The sequence below is a fragment of the Streptomyces sp. NPDC002580 genome (genome assembly GCF_042889485.1).
Lineage (GTDB): Bacteria > Actinomycetota > Actinomycetes > Streptomycetales > Streptomycetaceae > Streptomyces.
In genome coordinates this window covers 73597-91799 of the sequence record NZ_JBIAQZ010000002.1, presented here as the reverse complement: position 1 = coordinate 91799, position 18203 = coordinate 73597, and the positions used below count along the sequence as shown (strand labels likewise).

Annotated in this window: 17 protein-coding genes, 2 tRNA genes and 1 pseudogene; 15 read left to right on the top strand and 5 right to left on the bottom strand. The window is 71.2% G+C overall.

The features are described from left to right. Positions 1–15 precede the first annotated feature (15 nt). Positions 16–1035, bottom strand: a complete 1020-nt coding sequence (locus ACFYW7_RS06880; protein WP_389498791.1) for an aldo/keto reductase — start codon at positions 1033–1035, stop codon at positions 16–18. Between the two features lie 141 nt (positions 1036–1176). On the opposite strand from ACFYW7_RS06880, the gene ACFYW7_RS06875 reads away from it, so the two are divergent. Continuing rightward, entirely contained in the window at positions 1177–2079 is a 903-nt protein-coding gene (locus ACFYW7_RS06875; RefSeq protein ID WP_389498789.1) for a LysR substrate-binding domain-containing protein, read from the top strand. A 111-nt stretch (positions 2080–2190) separates the two neighbouring features. On the opposite strand, the gene ACFYW7_RS06870 is transcribed toward ACFYW7_RS06875, so the two are convergent. Beyond that, entirely contained in the window at positions 2191–2550 is a 360-nt protein-coding gene (locus tag ACFYW7_RS06870; RefSeq protein WP_389498787.1) for a nuclear transport factor 2 family protein, read from the bottom strand. Positions 2551–2832: 282 nt separating this feature from the next. Here ACFYW7_RS06870 and ACFYW7_RS06865 point away from each other — a divergent pair, with 282 nt between their 5' ends. The 4 genes from ACFYW7_RS06865 (at position 2833) to ACFYW7_RS06850 (ending at position 7314) form a co-directional block, all read left to right on the top strand. Beyond that, positions 2833–3144: a WhiB family transcriptional regulator gene (locus tag ACFYW7_RS06865; protein ID WP_389498784.1), complete on the top strand. Its 312-nt coding sequence runs from the start codon at positions 2833–2835 to the stop codon at positions 3142–3144. Positions 3145–3347: 203 nt separating this feature from the next. Continuing rightward, the gene (locus ACFYW7_RS06860; RefSeq protein ID WP_389498781.1) at positions 3348–3935 is read left to right on the top strand and encodes a histidine phosphatase family protein; all 588 of its coding nucleotides are present in this window, start codon (positions 3348–3350) and stop codon (positions 3933–3935) included. 339 nt (positions 3936–4274) lie between these two features. Further along, positions 4275–6197 carry a glycoside hydrolase family 5 protein gene (locus tag ACFYW7_RS06855; protein ID WP_389498779.1) on the top strand — a complete coding sequence of 641 codons (1923 nt, stop codon included), beginning with the start codon at positions 4275–4277 and terminating at the stop codon, positions 6195–6197. Between the two features lie 397 nt (positions 6198–6594). After that, a complete protein-coding gene (locus ACFYW7_RS06850; protein WP_389498776.1) occupies positions 6595–7314 on the top strand; it encodes a DinB family protein in 720 nt (239 codons plus the stop codon). Between the two features lie 281 nt (positions 7315–7595). Here the strand turns inward: ACFYW7_RS06850 and ACFYW7_RS06845 are convergent, their stop codons facing one another. Then, positions 7596–8303: an alpha/beta fold hydrolase gene (locus tag ACFYW7_RS06845; RefSeq protein WP_389498774.1), complete on the bottom strand. Its 708-nt coding sequence runs from the start codon at positions 8301–8303 to the stop codon at positions 7596–7598. A 684-nt stretch (positions 8304–8987) separates the two neighbouring features. Between ACFYW7_RS06845 and ACFYW7_RS06840 the strand changes: the two genes are divergently transcribed. Further along, positions 8988–9680, top strand: coding sequence for a hypothetical protein (locus tag ACFYW7_RS06840; RefSeq protein WP_389498772.1), 693 nt, complete (start codon positions 8988–8990; stop codon positions 9678–9680). Between the two features lie 166 nt (positions 9681–9846). Here ACFYW7_RS06840 and ACFYW7_RS06835 read toward each other — a convergent pair whose 3' ends face one another. Beyond that, the gene (locus ACFYW7_RS06835) at positions 9847–10275 is read right to left on the bottom strand and encodes an organic hydroperoxide resistance protein (RefSeq protein WP_389498770.1); all 429 of its coding nucleotides are present in this window, start codon (positions 10273–10275) and stop codon (positions 9847–9849) included. Between the two features lie 101 nt (positions 10276–10376). Here ACFYW7_RS06835 and ACFYW7_RS06830 point away from each other — a divergent pair, with 101 nt between their 5' ends. The 8 genes and pseudogenes from ACFYW7_RS06830 (at position 10377) to ACFYW7_RS06795 (ending at position 16036) form a co-directional block, all read left to right on the top strand. Continuing rightward, positions 10377–11336 carry an LLM class flavin-dependent oxidoreductase gene (locus ACFYW7_RS06830; RefSeq protein WP_389498768.1) on the top strand — a complete coding sequence of 320 codons (960 nt, stop codon included), beginning with the start codon at positions 10377–10379 and terminating at the stop codon, positions 11334–11336. Continuing rightward, a complete protein-coding gene (locus tag ACFYW7_RS06825) occupies positions 11333–12025 on the top strand; it encodes an esterase/lipase family protein (protein WP_389498766.1) in 693 nt (230 codons plus the stop codon). The genes ACFYW7_RS06830 and ACFYW7_RS06825 overlap by 4 nt, the downstream gene beginning before the upstream one ends. Positions 12026–12041: 16 nt before the next feature. Next, positions 12042–12734, top strand: a complete 693-nt coding sequence (locus ACFYW7_RS06820) for a winged helix-turn-helix transcriptional regulator (protein ID WP_389498764.1) — start codon at positions 12042–12044, stop codon at positions 12732–12734. A 69-nt stretch (positions 12735–12803) separates the two neighbouring features. Continuing rightward, positions 12804–13455 (top strand): annotated as a pseudogene (locus ACFYW7_RS06815) (hypothetical protein); the annotation flags it as partial. A 127-nt stretch (positions 13456–13582) separates the two neighbouring features. After that, a tRNA-Arg gene (locus tag ACFYW7_RS06810) sits at positions 13583–13655 on the top strand. A 226-nt stretch (positions 13656–13881) separates the two neighbouring features. Further along, positions 13882–14457, top strand: coding sequence for an IS607 family transposase (locus ACFYW7_RS06805; protein WP_389498762.1), 576 nt, complete (start codon positions 13882–13884; stop codon positions 14455–14457). After that, entirely contained in the window at positions 14454–15902 is a 1449-nt protein-coding gene (tnpB, locus tag ACFYW7_RS06800) for an IS607 family element RNA-guided endonuclease TnpB (protein ID WP_389498760.1), read from the top strand. The genes ACFYW7_RS06805 and tnpB overlap by 4 nt, the downstream gene beginning before the upstream one ends. A 57-nt stretch (positions 15903–15959) precedes the next feature. Beyond that, a tRNA-Trp gene (locus tag ACFYW7_RS06795) sits at positions 15960–16036 on the top strand. A gap of 227 nt (positions 16037–16263) precedes the next feature. Here the strand turns inward: ACFYW7_RS06795 and ACFYW7_RS06790 are convergent. Beyond that, a complete protein-coding gene (locus tag ACFYW7_RS06790; protein WP_389500372.1) occupies positions 16264–17580 on the bottom strand; it encodes a phosphatase PAP2 family protein in 1317 nt (438 codons plus the stop codon). Positions 17581–17981: 401 nt separating this feature from the next. Here ACFYW7_RS06790 and ACFYW7_RS06785 point away from each other — a divergent pair, with 401 nt between their 5' ends. Continuing rightward, the gene (locus tag ACFYW7_RS06785; protein ID WP_389498758.1) at positions 17982–18197 is read left to right on the top strand and encodes a hypothetical protein; all 216 of its coding nucleotides are present in this window, start codon (positions 17982–17984) and stop codon (positions 18195–18197) included. Positions 18198–18203: the final 6 nt, after the last annotated feature.

Sequence of the window (18203 nt, the reverse complement as noted above, 5' to 3'; positions counted from 1 at the left end):
GCGGGATCGGAGGGGTCAGGCGGTGAGGGCGGCAGGGACCGGCGCGTCCGGAGCGATCAGCCGCTCCTCGCGCAGATCGGTCCAGAACGCGGCCGGGATCCGCTCGCCGAGGGCGGTCACGTCCTCGGCGATACGACTCGGCCTGGTGGCGCCGGGGATCGCGGCCGCCGTCGCCGGATGGGCGAGGGAGAACTGCAGCGCGGCGGACTTGATGCCGACGCCGTGCCGCTCGGCGAGCGCCTTGATCCGTCCCACCTTGTCGATGATGTGGGCGGGCGCCTTCTGGTACTCGAAGTGCGTTCCTCCGGCGAGGATGCCCGAGCTGTACGGTCCGCCGACCACGATGTCGACGTCCTGGGCCGCGGCGGCCGGCAGCAGGCGCTGCAGGGCGCGGTCGTGGTCGAGCAGGGTGTAGCGGCCGGCGAGGAGGAAGGCGTCGGGCTTCGGCTCCTCGAGCTCCAGCGTGAGTTCCAGCGGCTCGACACGGTTCACGCCCAGTCCCCATGCCTTGATGACCCCCTCCTCGCGCAGCTTCTGCAGGACGCGGAAGGCGCCCGTACGGGCGCTCTCGTAGGCGGCCAGCCACTCGTCGCCGTAGAAGTCCTGCGCGACGTCGTGCACCCACACGATGTCGAGGCGGTCCGTCCGCAGGCGTTCGAGACTGTCCTCGATGGAGCGCAGGGTGGCATCGGCGGTGTAGTCGTTGACCATCCTGTTCGGCCGGCCGTGTTCGAAGAGGCCGCCCTTCTCGCCGAGGTCACGGGCGGCCGGGTCCTCCGTCTCGTCGAGAACGACGCGACCGACCTTCGTGCTGAGGACGTACTCCTCGCGCGGATGCCGCGCCAGGACCTCGCCGAGCCGGATCTCGGAGAGGCCCGCGCCGTAGAAGGGCGCGGTGTCGAAGTAGCGGATGCCCTGGTTCCAGGCCGCCTCGACGGTGGCCGCGGCCTCCTCGTCGGGGATGGCGCGGAACATGTTGCCGAGGGGGGCGGTGCCGAAGCCGAGCGCGCCGGGCAGGAGGGACTTGATGCTCATGGAAGGGGTCCTCGCGGTGGTGGTTCGGACGGATCCAGCACCGAATGTGCGATCCGTCGGCCTTGCGTGTTCGAGGCTAGGATCCCTACATGAGACTGTCCAAGACTTGCTCGGACATAGTTGAGTCCTCAGAGGTCCTACATGCTTGACCTGCGCCAACTCCGCTACTTCGTCGCCGTCGCCGAGGCCGAACACGTCGGCCGCGCCGCCGAGCGGCTGCACATCTCCCAGTCCCCCCTCAGCCGGCAGATCGCCCAGCTCGAGAAGAACCTGGGACTCACCCTGTTCGAACGCAGCCAGCAACGCATCCGGCTGACCTCCGACGGCCGGGTCTTCCTGACCGAGGCGCACGCGCTGCTGCGCCACGCCGACCGGCTGGAGAACCTCGGCCGACGGCTCGGCAGGGGGGAGGAGGGCGGCCTGTGCATCGGATACGTGGCCGACGCCATGCACACCGGCGTCCTGCCCTCGGCCCTGCGTACCCTGCGCGACCAGCGCCCGGGCATTCACGTCGCGCTGTACGACCAGGAGTCGGCCGAGCAGTTCGAGGGGCTGCGCCAGCGCAGCCTGGACATCGCCCTGGTGCGCACGCCCCCGCCCGAGGGCGACCCGGACCTGGACGCGGCGTCACTGCTGAGCGATCCGCTGCTGCTCGTGCTGCCGGAGAAGCATCCGCTCGCCCGGAGCGAGGAGCCGACGACCCCCGCCGAGCTCGACGGGCAGCCCTGGATCGCGGTCGGTGACGCCCAGGATCCGACCTGGCGGGACAGGTTCGTCGCGTCGTGCGTCGCCTCCGGCTTCACCCCGGACATCCGGCTGGACGCGGCGGACCCCCTCACCGCGCTCGGCCTGGTCGCGTCCGGGCTGGGCCTCGCACTCATCCAGAAGAGCATGGTGCGCGGCACGTCCGAGGGCATCGCCGTACGGGAACTGCCTTGGTACGAAGGGTCCGTGCGGCTGTGGGCCGCCTGGCACCGGGTCGACCTGCGGCCCGTGGTGGCCGCGTTCCGCGAGACGGTCCTCGCGGGCCGGGCCGTGGCGTGACATGAGCCGAGGCGGCGGCCCCGGACGGACGAACCGGGCGTCGAGGCGGTGGCCCGCCTGCGCACGCGAACCGCTCCCGGGGTGCCGCCGGTGCCGCCCGCGACCTCAGCGCTAGTCGTTCTCCTTGAGTTCGACGACCCACGCCCGGCGTTCGCGGATCTTTCCGTCGCGCATGCGGAACACCTCGGCCATCGACATGCGCATCACCTCGCCCGTGTCGCGCTTCACCGTGCCGGTGAGTTCGGCCATGACCACGTCGTCCTCCTCGACCATGCGTACGACCTCCAACCGCGGAGGCGGTACGAAGCCGGGCCCCTCGATGGCGGCGTCGTACGCCTCCTTCCCCGTCAGGCGGAATCCGCCGAAGACGGTCCACTCGATGTCGTCGGTCAGGCAGCTCAGGATCCGTGCGTGATCGTTCTCGCGGAATCCGTCCAGATAGGTCTCGACGGTCTGCTTGTTCCGGGACATGACCCTCCTCGTCCTGTCGCTTGCGCGTGCGATCTCGCGGACGCCGTCCCTCACGTCCGGCCTTTCCCGAGAAGTCCAACTGGCCCTCGAACCGGACCGCAAGCCGATGAGGGGCCTCTTTAGCGCTGTTGTGTGCAACTGGCAAGCGGCACTCACCCGAAGGTGTGGTCACGTACGGCAGATAGAGTGGCGGTCTTCGAAAGGCGTAGTGTCATATGCCTGTTGCTCCGGGCAAGGGGGCAACTCGCAGGCGCGGGCCAGGGGAGAGGACGGCATCACGAGATGACGAGCACCGACTGGGGCGACCGAGGGCTGTGCCGGACGGCCGACCCCGACGACCTGTTCGTCGAGGGCGCCGCACAGAACCGGGCCAAAGTGCTGTGCAGCGGCTGCCCCGTACTGACCGAATGCCTCGCCTATGCGCTGGACCAGCGCATCGAGCACGGTGTTTGGGGAGGCATGACCGAGCGCGAGCGCCGGGCGCTGCTGCGTCGCCGGCCCACCGTCACCTCCTGGCGGGTCCTCCTGGAGACGGCCCGCGGCGAGCACGAGCGCGGACGCGAGGCCACGGCCGTCGTGGGCAGGGCGAGTTGACCGCGGAGCGGTGATCGGGCCGCCGACCGACCGGCCGGGCAAGGTGATTCGGGTCCCTCGAGGAGGACCCGACGGGTGTCCTCCGAGCGCGGCCCGCGGCGGGAGTCCGCCGCGCGTGGTCGCGGACGGCGAGGGCCGGCCGACACCGGCGGAGGCGACGAAACCCTCTCGACGTGTCACAAGATCAGATAGTGTGCGCGGCCATGGGTGAGCTGATAGTGATCAGACACGGCCAGACCGAGTGGAGCCTGTCGGGCCGGCACGCCGGCCGGACAGACGTCCCGCTGACCGACACGGGCGAGGCCACGGCCAGGGCCCTTGCTCCGAGGCTGGCCCGCCGCCGTCCGGTCGCCGTGTTCAGCAGTCCGCTGAGCCGGGCGATGCGCACGGCCGAGCTGGCCGGGCTGACCGACGCTCAGCCCGATCCCGACCTGGTGGAGTGGGACTACGGCGGCTACGAAGGCCTGACCGCCGAGCAGATCCGCGCGTCGAGGCCGGGTTGGGACCTGTGGCGCGACGGCGTCGTTCCCTGCGACGCCGGCCACCCCGGCGAGCGGCTCTCCGAGGTGGCCGCGCGCACGGACGCGGTGCTGGACCGCATCCGTCCGCTGCTGGGCGAAGGCGATGTCGCCGTCGTCGCGCACGGCCACCTGGCGCGCGTGCTCGCCGTGCGCTGGCTCGGCCTCGACGCGTCCGCGAGCCGACTGCTGGGCCACCCGCATCCCGGCACGCTCAGTTTCCTGGCCGCGGAGGCGGGACAGCCCTTCATCTCCGCCTGGAACGTCCCGTAGGTGTCGAGCGCCACGCGTGACCGGAACCATCGCCCGGGCCCGGGCTTCCCGCTAGGCTCTGATCGCTTCCTGCGACGGCCGGGGACGAAGTCGCCTTGGCGCGGCCGATGTTCCGGTGACGGCCCCCTGTCCCCGGGGGCAGAGACCCTCCACGAGTGCTTCGCCGCGACCCGTACACCGAAACTGCGTCCGGATCCGGCAGACCGGCGGCGGCCCGCACAAGAACCGACCCTGCTCGTCAGGGCCGGAACGCCCGGCACGACGCACAGCACCGCGCACTCGGGGCCGCCTCGCAGTGACACTCACACCCGCGCACCACCACCCACTCACAGAGGTCCGATGCCCACCCTCAGATTTGGCAAGTACCTGACAGTGTTGGCGGCTGCTCTCCTGCTGCTTCCCCTGGCGCCCGGAGCGGTCGCCGCCGACGCGGAACCTGTGAACGGAACGACCACGGCCGCCGTCGGCACCTCGGCGACCGATACGTGGCAACCACCACTGTCCACGCGTGGGCGGTACGTCGTCGACGCCGCGGGCAACCGTTTCCGGCTGAAGTCGGCCAACTGGGACGGCGCGCAGGGCTCCTGGGACGGCAGCGGCAGCACCGCCGATCCGGCCAACCACCACGCCGGCCAGAACTCGTACGGCATTCCCCTGGGTCTGGACCGGGTCCCGCTGTCCCAACTGCTCGCGGATTTCCACCGGCTCGGCATCAACAGCGTCCGGCTGCCGTTCTCGAACGAGATGATCCACACGACGACGCCGGTTCCGGACGTCGCCGTCACGGCCAACCCGGAACTGCGCGGCAGGACACCCTTGCAGGTCTACGACGCCGTGGTGGCCGCCCTCGCCCGGGAGGGATTCGCGGTCATCCTCAACAACCACACCAACACCTCACGATGGTGCTGCGGCGTCGACGGCAACGAGCGCTGGAACAGCGGACAGTCGACCCAACAGTGGTCGGACGACTGGGTGTTCATGGCGCGCCGCTACGCGGGTGAGCCGCGTGTGGTCGGCGCGGACCTCTACAACGAGGTGCGGCGCGACGTACTGGACGACCCCAACTGGGGCCTGGGTGACGCCCACGACTGGTACGCCGCCGCCCAACTGGCCGGGGACCGCATCCTCGCCGAGGCCAACCCGAACCTCCTCATCGTCATCGAGGGGATCAACTGGACCGGGCTCCCGGTGGACGGGCTGCCGCACGGCCGCCCCACCCTCACCCCCGCGCGTACGCTCTCGCACACCCTCGTCGCCACGCACAAGCTCGTCTACTCGGCCCACTTCTACGGGTACACCGGCCCCAACCACAGCGGCGCCACCGGGATCGGCGAGACGCACGACGCCCGCTACCAGGACCTCACACGCGACCAGCTCCACCAAGTTCTCGAGGACCAGGCCTTCTTCGTCTCCTCGACGGCCGACCAGCACTTCACCGCACCCGTGTGGATAAGCGAGTTCGGGATCGGCTCGGGCGAGTCCGGAACCGCCGCCCGAACCTGGTTCGGCAACATCACCGACTACTTCGCCGACCATGACGCCGACTTCGCCTACTGGCCGCTCGTCGGGTGGGAGGGACACGACGACTGGTCCCTGCTGCGCTACGACGTCTCGGGCCACCGGTACGGGATCCTCGACGAGTCCGACTGGCGCGGGACCGCGTGGAACCGGCTCATGGCGGCCCCGACACGCACCGGCGCCGTTTCGCCCGTCCCCAGCCGGCAGATGCTGGCCACCGACCACGGCGACGCCGTGCAGTCGCTGCGGGTACGGGCGGGCGGCGACTGGAACTCGGGCGCCTCCAAGGCCACGTGTCCCGACGGCCAGCGGCTCATCGGCCTCGGCCACAGCGGCGTTCGCGGCCTGTGCACCGACGTTTCCACCGGTGACCTGCGGGCCGCGGGTACCGCCCAGACGGTCGTCACCGACGAACGCCATGTGCCCTCGGGCGGCGACTGGGCCTCCGGGTACACCAAGTTGCAGTGTCCCGCCGGGAACTTCCTCATCGGCTACAGCCGCCGCGGCGGCCGCACCTCGGCGGGCCTGTGCGTTCCCGCCGACCGCGCACTGGCGGGCGCGGGCCGAACCGTGTGGTTCGACCGGTCCGACAACCGGCCCTCCGGCGCCGCGGGTGGCGACTTCGCCTACGGCGACTACAAGGGCCAGTGCGCCGACGACGAGTACGCCGCCGGGATCGCCTACACCACCCGCTTCGGCGCCGCTCAGGGCCCGGCCGCCCTGCTGTGCCGCAAGCTGAACTGACCGCCACTCCTTCGGCGTTGACGCCGCCCGCGCTCCAGGCGAGTAAGAGGCGCGTGGAACAGGCCCGAGAAGTCGCGGGCGGGGTCCAGCCGGGCGGACGTCGTCGACGCGGGGATCCGGTCGGGCGGGGCTCGGTCGGCCAGGGCCCGTACAGCGGCCGACCGGATCCGTCCGTCCCCCGCTCCCCTGGGAGGGGCGGACGGACGTCGGCATGTGCCGTGGCGGACGGGCACCTCCTTCCACCGGCACCGACCCTGCCCGGGTGGTTCCCTTCCTGGCGAGGAACGGGTGCGCGGGCGGCGGCGCAGCGGGAAATCGGTCGCGCCCCACGGCGGAGGTCGTTAACTTCCCCGTGAGTGACGTGAGTTACACGGCGCGGGCACGAGGGGAACCGGACATGACGATCGAGGACGCGCGGACCGGACGTCTGGATCTGCTGCTCGAACAGTTCGACCGCGCCGCGGAGATGGCGCGGGTGCGGCTGGCCGGCCTCGGCGACGAGGAGTACCTGTGGGAGCCGGTGCCCGGTTCCTGGTCCCTCCGGCGCCGGGACCTGGCGGTGACGCCCAGGGCGTTCGGGCCGGGCGAGTGGGTGCTCGATCTGGGCGCCTCCGACATCCCGGCGAACGAGTACGCGGAGGTGGCCCGGCAGGCCGCCGACGGCATGACCGCCGCCAAGATCGCCGACGACTGGAGCGTGAGCGTCGAGCGGGTCGAACAGGTCCTCGCCCACACCGGACCCGTCGAGCCCGACCGGACGCCGGTCACGACCATCGCGTGGCGACTGGCGCATCTGCACTTCCACTTCGCGGGCGGATGGGAGTGGACGTTCGGTGAGCGGCGGCGGGAGCCGAAACTCCTGGTCGACTTCACGCCTTCCGCGGACCTGGCGCTCGAACGGTTCTGGGAGCTGATCGACCGCTGGCGCGACAGCGTCGCCACCGTCACCGACGAGCAGCTCGACACGGTCGGCTTCTCGCGGTACCCGTACGGTTCCGATCCCGACGACCCCTTCGTGGACGTGCTGGCGGGGGCGAACCTCGAACTCATCCACCACATGGCCGAGATCGCGTTGCTCCGCGATCTGTGGCGGGCCCGCTCCACCACCTCCGGGTAGCCCCGGAGTGGCCCGGCCGGGGAGCGGACGGCAGACAGGGAGCCGTGTGTCCGTGATGGAGTGAGGGCCCGAGACCGGGCAGGGATTCGGGCCCTCACGTATCGCGCATTCGTCGGGGGCGTATGCGCGATGACCTCTTCAACGACTTTCACCACGAAGGGATACGATCCGCCGCGCGATCTTCGGAAAACGGCCCCGCCGACGAGGTGAGAGCCCCGCGCGGGCGGCGGGTCCGCCCTTCTCGGGGAGCGGATCGCGGACCGACTGACGCGGCGGCCGGGTCAGAGTGGCGACGGAGCCGACGGGCCGGCCTTCGAGGGCGCGTACGCGATGAGCCGGTCGACGAGGGCGACCGGGTGGGACAGCGCGGCCAGGTGCCCGCCCGGAACGGTCTCGGCCTCGATCCCGAGCCGCTCGTGGGCGACTCGACGCTGGAACTCCAGCGGGAAGAACCGGTCCTCGGCGGCGGCGAGCACGTGGGTGGTCACCTCGGGCCACTCCCGGATGGCACAGGGCTGGCCGAAGGCGATCTCCGCTTCGGGCCCCTGGTGATCCGCGCCGGCGGCGGCCACGTCGGCCGGTACGTCGTGCAGGAAGTAGACGTCCAGGTCGACTTCGGCCGTGTATCCGCCCGCCGCGGCGGCCGCGAGGCGGGCCGGCTCCGATCCGGTGTCGCCCCACCACTGTCCGGGCGTCTCGCCCGGCAGCGGGATCATCGCGTTGAGGAGCACCAGCACGTCCACGGGGGTGCGGGCGCAGACCATCGGGGCGGTGAAGCCGCCCATCGACTGGGCCACCAGCACGACGCCGGGATGACCGCCGACCGCTGAGGCGACCGTGTCGGCGTACTCCGGCAGCCCCGCGGACGGGTCGGCGCCGGGCAGGTCGACGGCGACCGCCTCGTGCCCCCTGGTCCGCAGCTCCGCCACCACGCGATGCCAGTACCAGGCCGAACCCCCGGCCCCGGGAACCAAGACGAACCTGCTCATCCTTTGTCTCCATCCGTTGCGTCTTCGGGAGTACCGACCGCCGGGAGCGACGGAAGTCATCGGTCGTGACCCCGTACGGGACGGCGACGACGGGGTGCCGGGTCGGCATGTGTCCCCGGGAAACCGGTGTCCTACGCACACCCGATCATGCGCTAATATGGATCTTGAGCCGATCGGCGGAGTCCACGCCGATCAGTCGTGCGTCGGTGGTCCAAGGAAAGACGCCCCGCTTCCTGCGGGGAAATGCAGGTGCAAGGCCTGCCCGGCGCTCCGTCAAGACCCTGTCCCGCCTTGTGCGGGACAGGGTCTTTTTGACTTCCGGAGCCGGTGCCGGCCCGTCAGGTGGCGGGCCGTTTCGCGCTTTCGGCGGCGGCCGGATGCCCGCCGGGGCGCCGGCGCGGTCCTCGCCCCCACCCGGACATGCGTCGCCCCTCGGCCACGTCACGGTCAACGGGTCCGCAACCACGGCCGGTTGTACGGCGTGTGATCCGGTAGGGCGGCCTTGGTCCGTCCCGATCCGAGGCGAGGGGGAACCTCATGGCGCCGGACAGGTCAGGGGACGGAACGTCGCGGACACCCGCGGACACCGGGCGGCGGACAGGGGCGCCGCCTGTCCGGGTGAACGCCGGGCGGCGGACCGGGACCCCGTGGGTCCGAGCGGTGCGCGCGCTCTTCCGCCTCTGCATGGCGGCTCTGATCGTGCTGCTCGCCGTACGCACGTACGAGGAGACCGCCGTGGCACTCGCGCGGTCGAACGGATCGCTGCGCACGGCCGGGGCCACCGTCACCCGGCTGACCTCTCACACCGAGACCGGGACGGACGGCGGAGGCCAGGACGGCGGCAGCGGTGAGCGGTTCGTCCACACCGAGCACACGATCGAACTGCGGGTCGGCGACGACCTGAAGACCGTGGAGGGCGTCCAGGACGACTCGGCGGGTGCCCTCCGGGTGGGGCAGCGGGTCGAAGCGGGCCTGTGGCACGGGCGGGTCGTGGAGATCGACGGGCGTGACGTGTGGCGCGGCTGGCACCCCGGAGCGTGGGACATCACCCTGTTCGCGTTGTACCCGCTGATCACGGGTTATCTGATGGCGCTCGCCCTGTCCGCCGCCGGGTTCCTGGCGAGCCGCGACGGTCGGGTGCGGCTGGAGCGGCGGGACCGGTCCGGCCCGTGGCTGCTCGGATTCCTCGTCGCGGTCGTGGCGATCGTCGTGCTCATGGCGTGCGCGGCGTTCGGGGCCCGCCCCGCTTTCTGGCCGCTCGTTCCCGTCGGCGCCGGGACGCTGGTCGCGCTGATGAGGCTGCGGACGGTGGTCCGGCGGCTCCGGACCACCCGCATCCCGGACGGCCCGGGTGCCGAGGGATCGCCGCCGGCCTGACGCCGTGGAAGGTCGCCCTCCGTCGTGCCGTCCGCGACCGGCGGGGATTCCCTGCGGTCACGGGGACACCCCGGGTCGGCGCGCCGCCGGTTCGGAAGGAGCCGGGGACGGGCCGTTCTGCCGAGCCGGTCCCGTCCCCGGACGGTCAAGGAGAGCGGGACCCGTTTCACAACCGGGTGCCGTTCACCACCAGCGCGACCTCGATGTTGTCCCGGGTGGCGTTGGAGTACGGGCAGACCTGATGGGCCGTCCCGGCCAACGCCACCGCCTGCTCCTCGGTGAGGGACGGCAGCGAGACGCGCAGTTCGACGCCGAGCCGGAAGCGGCCGCCGTCGGCCGGGACCAGGGAGACCGACGCGTCGATCTCCGCGTCGTCCGCCTCGAGCCCGCCGCTCCGCCCGATCAGGGCGAGCGTCGTGCCGAAGCACGCGGCGTAGCCGATCGCGAAGAGCTGCTCGGGATTCGCCCCCTCACCGTCCCCGCCCAGCTCCTTGGGCTGTCGTAGGTCCAGGTCCAGCCGTCCGTCGCTCGTACGCCCGTGGCCGTTCCTGCCTCCGGTGACGTGCGCGTGGGCCGTGTACAACGCCTTGGCCATCCCAACTCCCCTTCATTGCTACCTAAATATGAATCTGACACTTCAAAAACAAGAAGTCAACGACCTATCATCGGAGCCCTCACGGCGATCGGGGAACCGTTATGACGGAGTTGAAGGTCGGCTACCTGCTGCCGACGCGCGACCAGTCCGTTCTCGGCGAGCACGAACCGGGGCGGCTCATCGCCCAGGCCCGACGTGCGGAGCAACTGGGCCTGGACTCGGTCTGGGCCGGGGACAGCCCGGTGACCAGGCCGCGCGCGGACCCGCTCGTCCTGTTGGCCGCCGCGGCCCAGACCACCGAACGGGTCGCGCTGGGCACGGCCGTACTGCTCCCCGCGCTGCGCCATCCGATCCTGCTCGCGCACCAGTTGGCCACCCTCGACCGCCTGTCGCGAGGACGGCTGATCGTGGGCATGGGCGGCGGGTTCCCGAACCCGAACACCCGGGCCCAGTTCACGGCGGTGGGTGTCGGGTTCGCCCGTCGTACCAGCCGCATGGAGGAGTCGATCGAGGTCATGCGGCGGCTCTGGTCGGGGGAGGCGGTGACCTTCGAGGGCGAGCACTTCACCTTCGACGACGTACGGATCGAGCCGCCGCCGTCCCGTCCCGGCGGGCCGCCGATCTGGCTGGCGGCTAGCGGCGGACCGGCGTTGCGCCGGGTGGCCCGCCTCGCCGACGGCTGGCTTCCCTACCCGACCGAGGCGACGACGTACGCGGCCGAGCGCCAGATCGTCGAGGAGGCCATGGGGCGAGCGGCGGCGCCCCGTTCGGTCACCCCGGCCCTGTACGCGACGCTCTGCCTCGACGAGGACCCGGAGAACGCGCGACGGCGCCTGCGGACGAGCGTCGAGCGCTACTACAACGCGCCGCTCGAGGTCATCGCCTCCATCCAGGCCATGTTCGCCGGGTCCGCCCGCGGGGCCGCGGACTGGCTGAACGGCTACGTCGCGGCCGGCGCCCGCCACCTCGTCATCCGCCTGGCGACCGACGACAGCGACGCGGGGCTGGAAGAGTTCGCGGACCGGGTGCTGCCGCTGCTTCGCGAGGAGGGTCCTCGATGACCACGTTCGTTCTCGTCCACGGCGCCTGGCACGGTCCCTGGGCCTGGGACCGGGTCGTCCCGCTGCTGCGCGCGGCAGGGGCGCGCACCGTCACCCCGGACCTCGGCGCCGTCCCGGACCTCGGTCTCCACGACCACGCCCGGACGGTGGTCGCCGCCCTCGACGGCGTGCGCGGGGAGGGCGGGCTCGTGCTGGTCGGACACAGCTACGCGGGACTGGTCGTACGGGAGGCCGCCGACGCACGGCCCGACGCCGTCGGACACATCGTTCTCGTGGACGGATGGGCGGGGCCGGACGGCGCCAGCATGTTCACGCTTGCCCCCGCTTCCTTCGCCGACGCCGTCCGTACGGCGGCCGAGACGGCCGGGGACGGACGGCGGGTCCCCGCCCCGCCCCCGGCCGCCTTCGGTGTCGCCGACCCGGACGACGCGGCCTGGCTGGCCGCCCGCACGCGGGCGCAGTCGCTGCGCTCGTTCACCGAGCGCACCCGCTTGACCGGGGCCGTCGAGCGGATTCCCGGGACCGCCGTCCACTGTCGGCCGCAGGTCTACCCGTTCGACCGGTTCGGCGCCGCCCTCGGCTACCGGACACGCGCGCTGGACGGCCCGCACGACGTGATGCTCACCGATCCGGAGGCACTCGCCCGGGTGCTCCTCGGCATCGGCGTCATTCAAGAAGGGGAAGCGTGAAGTTTAGAATGACGTAGTGGAACAGCGAACGTACAACCAGTACTGCGCGACAGCGCGCACCCTCGACCTCGTCGGCGAGCGCTGGACGCTGTTGCTGATCCGCGAGCTGCTGACCGGCCCCAAGCGGTTCGGTGACCTGCAGGCCAGCCTCCGCGGCCTCGGCACCGGACTGCTGGCCGCCCGCCTCAAACATCTGGAACGCGAGGGGCTGGCGCACAAGATCACGCTCCCCGCGCCCGCCCGGACGCCCGCCTACGCCCTCACCGAGGCGGGCGAGGAACTCGGTCCGGCGATCCTGGAGTTGGCCCGGTGGGGCCTGAAGTGGGCGATGGGCGAACGCCGCGAGAGCGAGACGTTCCATCCCGGCTGGGCCGTGCTCGGCCTGCGCGCCTGCTTCGACACCGAGGCCGCCGCGGGCCTCCACGCGGTGTACGAGTTCCGCGTCGACGACGAGTTGTTCCACGCCCGGATCGACGACGGGGCGATCGAGGCACTGCACGGCCCGGCCCAGTACCCGGACGCGACCGTCACGATCAGCCAGGAGGCGTTCCTCCGCCTGACCGGCCAGGGCCTCTCCTTCGCCGAGGCGGTGGAAACCGGTGAGGCCTCGGCGTCCGGCGACAGCGAGGCCCTGCTCAGGCTCGGAAGCCTGTTCCGCCTGCCGCCGCCCCGTCCCCGGAAGTCCGACGAGGACCCGGCCACGCCCTGATCCACCCCTGTCAGCGGCGGCTCCCGTGCGGGGCCGGCGCGATCCGGTCCGTCAGTTCCTCGGGCGGGCGCCCGGTGTGTGGCCGAACGTGCGGCGGAAGACGTCTTCGGCGTCCTCACCGACCGCCGGTCCGTGCCCCGACTGCTGCCGGTCGGCACACCGCTCGGTGACCTGGGCATCGCGCTGAGCGGGCTGACCGGCTCGTACGCGCTGACCCTCGACTGCGTCGCGGTGTCGGGAGTCGGCGTGGCCGCGTACCACCCCGAGTCCGCGCGTGCGGCCCGCCTCGTCGGCCGGGGCGGCAACAAGGCGATGGGCTGGTTCGCGCCGGGCGGCACCCCGGGTTCGCGGCGGCCCCGCTCCTGGTCGCCACCGGCGGGCTGCGGCTGACCCGGCCGCTGTACGCGTTCTTGGCGCTCACGTCGGTCGGCCTGTACGTCCCGTTCTCGCTCCAGGTCACGCTCGGGCAGGACTGTCTGCCCTCGCGCGTCGGGACCGCCGGCGGATCACGCTGGGGCTGACCGTCAGCGTCGGCGGTCTGGCGAGTCCCGCCGTCGGCGCCCTCGCCGACGCGACGTCCCTGCGGACAGCCCTGGCACCGCTGGTGCTCACGCCCGCGCTGAGCTGGCTGCTGTTCCGCGTCCTTCCCGAGCCCACGGGTCCGCGGTCCGAGCCCACCGCGGTACGGCCCGGCGCTTCGGCGGTCCCCGCGCGGGGAGGGGAGGCCGGCGCCGCACCCGTTCACGCTCGGCCCGATCGAGGTTGCCCGGCCGGTGTCGAGAGTGGCCCGTGCCGGTCTGATAATATTGATCTTGAGCTGGTCGGAGGAAGTCGCTCCGGCTCGCGATGCGTTGGTGGTCCAAGGAAAGACGTCCCGCTTCCTGCGGGGAGATGCAGGTGCAAGGCCTGCCCGGCGCTCCACGAAGACCCCGCCCCGAACTCCTGGGCGGGGTCTTTCCCGTCTCCGCCCTTCGTGGACCCGGGAACACCGTCGGCACCCCGCGTCCGCTCCGGATCGCGGAAATCCCATGGATCGGTAGGTTCCGATCGTGCAAGGTTGTCCCCCATCGAAGGGGGTGAAAGCTGCTGCAGATTTTCTAGTCACGCATAGTCACCTCTAGTCGTATATTTCGAATATGTTGGTCTGGTGAAGCTTTCGGTGTGGGCGCGCCGGCAGGGGCTGAGTTACCAGACCGCCTGGCGGTGGGTGAAGGACGGGAAGATGCCTGTCCCGGTCCGTCAGGCGCCGTCCGGGACGTGGCTGCTCGACGAGGCTGTTGTCCGGCCGTCGGGGCGGGTGGTGGCGTACTGCCGTGTCTCCTCGGCCGACCAGAAGACCGACCTTGAGCGGCAGGCCGCCCGGGTGGTGGACGGCACGCACGGGCACGGCCTGACGGTCGCGGAGGTCGTCACCGAGGTCGGCTCGGGGCTGGACGGGCGGCGCCGCGAGCTGCACCGTCTGCTGGCCGATCCGCAGGCGGCGGTGATCGTGGCCGAGCACCGCGACCGCCTGGCCCGGTTCGGTGTCGAGCATCTGGAAACCGCACTGTCCGCGACCGGCCGACGTCTGATCGTCCTCGTCCCGACCGAGACCGCTGACGACCTGGTGCGGGACATCACCGAGGTGCTGACCTCGATGTGTACCTGGCGGTATGGGCGGCGGGCGGCGAAGGACCGGGTGACCCGCGCGGTGGCCGTGGCGACCGCCGAGGAGACGGGGTGAAGAAGTTCCGGGCGCAGCCGGGTTTCGTGGTGCGGGCGTACCGCTTCGCGTTGGATCCCAACGCCGGTCAGGAGCATGCGTTGCGCTCGCATTGCGGTGGGGCGCGTGCCGCGTACAACTGGGCGGTGGGCTGGGTTGAGGCGTCGTGGTGGCAGCGCCGCGCGGAGGAGTCCTACGGCATCGGTGAGGCGGAGCTGACGGGCTGGCGGCCGTGGTCGCTGCCCGCTCTGCGGAAGGCGTTCAACGAGGCCAAGCACACCGACCCCAGGTTCGCCGCTTGGTGGGCGGACAACTCGAAGGAGGCGTACTCCACCGGGCTGGCGAACGCATCGGCCGCGTTCGACAACTACGCGAAGTCCAAGCGCGGCAAGCGTAAAGGCCGGGCGGTGGGGATACCGCGGTTCAAGTCGAAGCGGAAGGCGCGTCTGGCCTGCCGGTTCACCACCGGCACGATCCGCGTCGAAGCGGGCGGCCGACACGTCACCCTGCCCCGACTCGGCACACTCCGCACGCATGAGCCGACCGTCAAGCTCCTCGCCCGCGTCCAGGCCGGGACCGCCCGGATCCTGTCGGCGACCGTCCGGCACGAGCGCGGGCGCTGGTTCGTGTCCTTGCAGACCGAGGTGAAACGCGACCTCGTCCGTGTCGCCCGACCCGATACCGCGGTCGGCATCGATCTCGGGATCAAGACCCTCGCGGTGATGGCCGACAGTGCGGGCGAGATCCGCGAGGTCGCCAACCCGCGCCACCTGAGCACCGCCCTGGCCGAGCTGCGCCGCGCGTCGCGCGTGGTGGCGCGCCGTCGGGGCCCCGACCGCCGGACCGGGCAGAAGCCGTCCCGCCGGTGGGAGAAGGCCGACACGGCCCGCAGCCGGGTCCACCACCGGGTGGCGAACCTCCGCCAGGACGCCCTGCACAAGCTCACCAGTACGGTGGCCGCCGAGTACGGCACCGTCGTCGTCGAAGACCTCAACGTCGCCGGCATGCTCCGTAACCGGCGGCTGGCCCGGCACATCGCCGACGCCGGGTTCGGTGAGATCCGCCGCCAGCTCGACTACAAGGTGAAGCGCAACGGCTGCCGCGTCGTGGCCGCCGACCGCTGGTTCCCCTCCTCCAAGACCTGTTCCGGGTGCGGCGTGGTGAAAGCCAAACTGCCGCTGCACATCCGGACCTACCGCTGCGACGCATGCGGCCTGGTCATCGACCGGGACGCCAACGCCGCACGCAACCTCGCCGCCCTCGCGGCAGCCGCAGCAACTGGTACCGGAGTGGCCGGAGACCAGGGAGCGCAAGCTCCGAAGCCTCGTGGAGCCGACCAGAAGACCCGCACCACCTTGCCCAGCCGCAAGGCCAGGCAGGGGCGGGCAGGTGGCGCAACCCTGCCGCACCAGCGGCAGCAGGAAACGAGAGACCGTACTCAAACCGAAGCTCTCACGCCTTGGTGACGAGACGGATCTTCCGGGCCGAAATGCCCGGAATGCTGAGAGCTGACTACGCTCGAAGCAACGGCGTAGCTCAGAGGCCAGAGCGCCGGTCTCCAAAACCGGATGCCGCAGGTTCGACTCCTGCCGTCCCTGCTGCCGATCTCCGTGCTCGCCGGACGCGGATCATGGCCCGGAGTACGCGAGGCCGTTCCGGAAGCGTGTCCTCCGAGCCTCGGCCGCGCGCCGGAACGGTCCCGAGCCGACCCGGGAGTCGTCCCCGCCGTCCCGCCGGAGGTGAGGCGGATCCGTCTCCGGGGCGCCCTTGTCAGCCGCCGAACGGTGTGAGGCCCCTCCTGGATCAGGAGGGGCCTCACACCGTGCCTCACACCAGTTCGGGCTGAGGTTCCGTTCTGGGGTGCGGCAGCCGCACCGGCGCGGCCTTCGGATCCCAGAGCCTCGTGGTCCGTACGTAGGCGTGGATCACCGAGGCCGTCGTCAGCAGGAGAAGCGGTCCGAACAGCCAGGCGTGTTCGGCCATCGTCAGCGGCAGATAGCGATAGGCCAGCAAGAGCGAGGTGAAGGCGACCGCGCCGTGAGCGACGAGCCGGATTCCCGATCGGTCCCAGCCGCGTTCGTGCGCGCGCAGGGCTCCCTCGATCGTCAGCGTGAACACCACGCCCGCGATGATGTCCGCGCCGTAGTGGTAGCCGAACCCCAGCGTCGCGCCGAGGGTGGCCACCAGCCAGAAGGCGCCCGCGAAGCGCAGAGCTCGGGGGCCCCTGCGGGAATGGATGAAGATCGCGGTGGCCCACGCGGTGTGCAGACTGGGCATGCAGTTGCGCGGGGTGAAGTGGTTGAACGGCATGTGGTGCGGGGCGTGGACCGGCGGCGGGACGTTCGGCCACAGGTCGGCCGTGGCCCAGTGCCCGCCGTCGGCGCCGTAGGCGAAGATGGGTCCGACCACGGGGAAGATCATGTAGATGCCCGGCCCGAGCAGGCCGATGACCAGGAACGTACGCACCAGGTGATGGCTGGGGAAGCGGCGCTCGGCCGCGACGTTGCGCAGCTGGTACAGCGTGACGATGACCGCGGCCACCGCGAGCTGGATGTAGACGTAGTCGAGGACGTGGGCGCCGATCGAGCCGGTGGCCTCGACGAGGCGGCCGGCCAGCCACGACGGGTTGCCGAGCGCGTGATCGGCGGTCGCCACGTACTGGTCGAGCACCGCGGGGCGGGTCTTCGACGTGATGAGGAGCCAGGCGTCACCGGTCTTGCGGCCGGCCACCAGCAGCAGGGCCAGACCGATGCCCTTGAGCAGCAGGACGCGTTCCCGGCCGGTGCGGCGTGTCATGGCGATCACCGCATAGCCCAGAATCACCCACAGCGCGCCGTTGCCCATCATCATCTTGGCGTCGACCGCCCAGCGGACCAGGAAGAAGACAAGATCGATGCCGATCGCGACACCGGTCGCGACGAGCCGCTGCCGCCAGGTGAGCACCACCATCATCAACGCCATGCTGGCGTACAGCAGCGGACCCGATTTGGGCGCGAATATCACCTCGCGGGCCTGATTGGTGATGGGGCCCGGCATGCCGTAGTGACGTGCGGCGATCTCCAGCGCGATGAGGAATCCGAGGGACACGACACCGGTCGCGGCCCACAGTATCGTCCGTGGCCGCCGCCACGCGGCGGACGTGATTCCGTTGTTTATTCGCGAAAACACCCGCGATGCTATAGGTATCAAGTCTTTGGCCGATGTGTTAGGTGTTGGTGAATAGGTCGCTCTTTGTGCTCGTTGGCACGGTATTCAGGTGAACTTCAGGCGATACAGGTATGGCCGTGAGGTCGATCATGCTATCGGAGAGCTGTGAGTCCGCTTCCCTGGCTACGGGTGATGTGAAATTCCCTCCATCCGGCGGCCGTCGTTCCGCACCCTCGGGGCGATCGTGAGAGGCCGATGTCCAGTGGGGAGGACGATCTCCGCGCCCCGCGGGTTGCCACACTTCCGCACATCGGGCGCGAGGGGGATCCCCTGTCGGTCCGCGGGCGGCCACGGCCACTCCGCGTGCGCGCTCGCGGTGCCACCCGCACGCTGAACACATGGCCAGTGATCAGCCCGTCGTCGTCTACCCGCCCACCGCGGACGGCGGCCGCAGGGTCCGGGTCGGCGCACGGTTCGTCGGCATGGCCTACACCCTCGTCGACATCGCCGAGTTCCTCGGCCGCGCGGGACCGGACGACGTGGAGGCGTCCGAGGTCAGGACCGCGGACTGGATCGAATGGCGCGGTGGCGGTCCCGGTGTGTGGGACCACTGACCGTGG

What these genes read in the sequence shown, in the direction of transcription:
- ACFYW7_RS06855 (WP_389498779.1), top strand. Translation starts at nt 4,275, where the DNA reads ATGCCCACCCTCAGATTTGGCAAGTACCTGACAGTGTTGGCGGCTGCT.
- ACFYW7_RS06865 (WP_389498784.1), top strand. Translation starts at nt 2,833, where the DNA reads ATGACGAGCACCGACTGGGGCGACCGAGGGCTGTGCCGGACGGCCGAC.
- ACFYW7_RS06880 (WP_389498791.1), bottom strand. Translation starts at nt 1,035, where the DNA reads ATGAGCATCAAGTCCCTCCTGCCCGGCGCGCTCGGCTTCGGCACCGCC.
- ACFYW7_RS06830 (WP_389498768.1), top strand. Translation starts at nt 10,377, where the DNA reads ATGACGGAGTTGAAGGTCGGCTACCTGCTGCCGACGCGCGACCAGTCC.
- ACFYW7_RS06840 (WP_389498772.1), top strand. Translation starts at nt 8,988, where the DNA reads ATGGCGGCTCTGATCGTGCTGCTCGCCGTACGCACGTACGAGGAGACC.
- ACFYW7_RS06860 (WP_389498781.1), top strand. Translation starts at nt 3,348, where the DNA reads ATGGGTGAGCTGATAGTGATCAGACACGGCCAGACCGAGTGGAGCCTG.
- ACFYW7_RS06850 (WP_389498776.1), top strand. Translation starts at nt 6,595, where the DNA reads ATGACGATCGAGGACGCGCGGACCGGACGTCTGGATCTGCTGCTCGAA.
- ACFYW7_RS06825 (WP_389498766.1), top strand. Translation starts at nt 11,333, where the DNA reads ATGACCACGTTCGTTCTCGTCCACGGCGCCTGGCACGGTCCCTGGGCC.
- ACFYW7_RS06870 (WP_389498787.1), bottom strand. Translation starts at nt 2,550, where the DNA reads ATGTCCCGGAACAAGCAGACCGTCGAGACCTATCTGGACGGATTCCGC.
- ACFYW7_RS06785 (WP_389498758.1), top strand. Translation starts at nt 17,982, where the DNA reads ATGGCCAGTGATCAGCCCGTCGTCGTCTACCCGCCCACCGCGGACGGC.
- ACFYW7_RS06875 (WP_389498789.1), top strand. Translation starts at nt 1,177, where the DNA reads ATGCTTGACCTGCGCCAACTCCGCTACTTCGTCGCCGTCGCCGAGGCC.
- ACFYW7_RS06845 (WP_389498774.1), bottom strand. Translation starts at nt 8,303, where the DNA reads ATGAGCAGGTTCGTCTTGGTTCCCGGGGCCGGGGGTTCGGCCTGGTAC.
- ACFYW7_RS06835 (WP_389498770.1), bottom strand. Translation starts at nt 10,275, where the DNA reads ATGGCCAAGGCGTTGTACACGGCCCACGCGCACGTCACCGGAGGCAGG.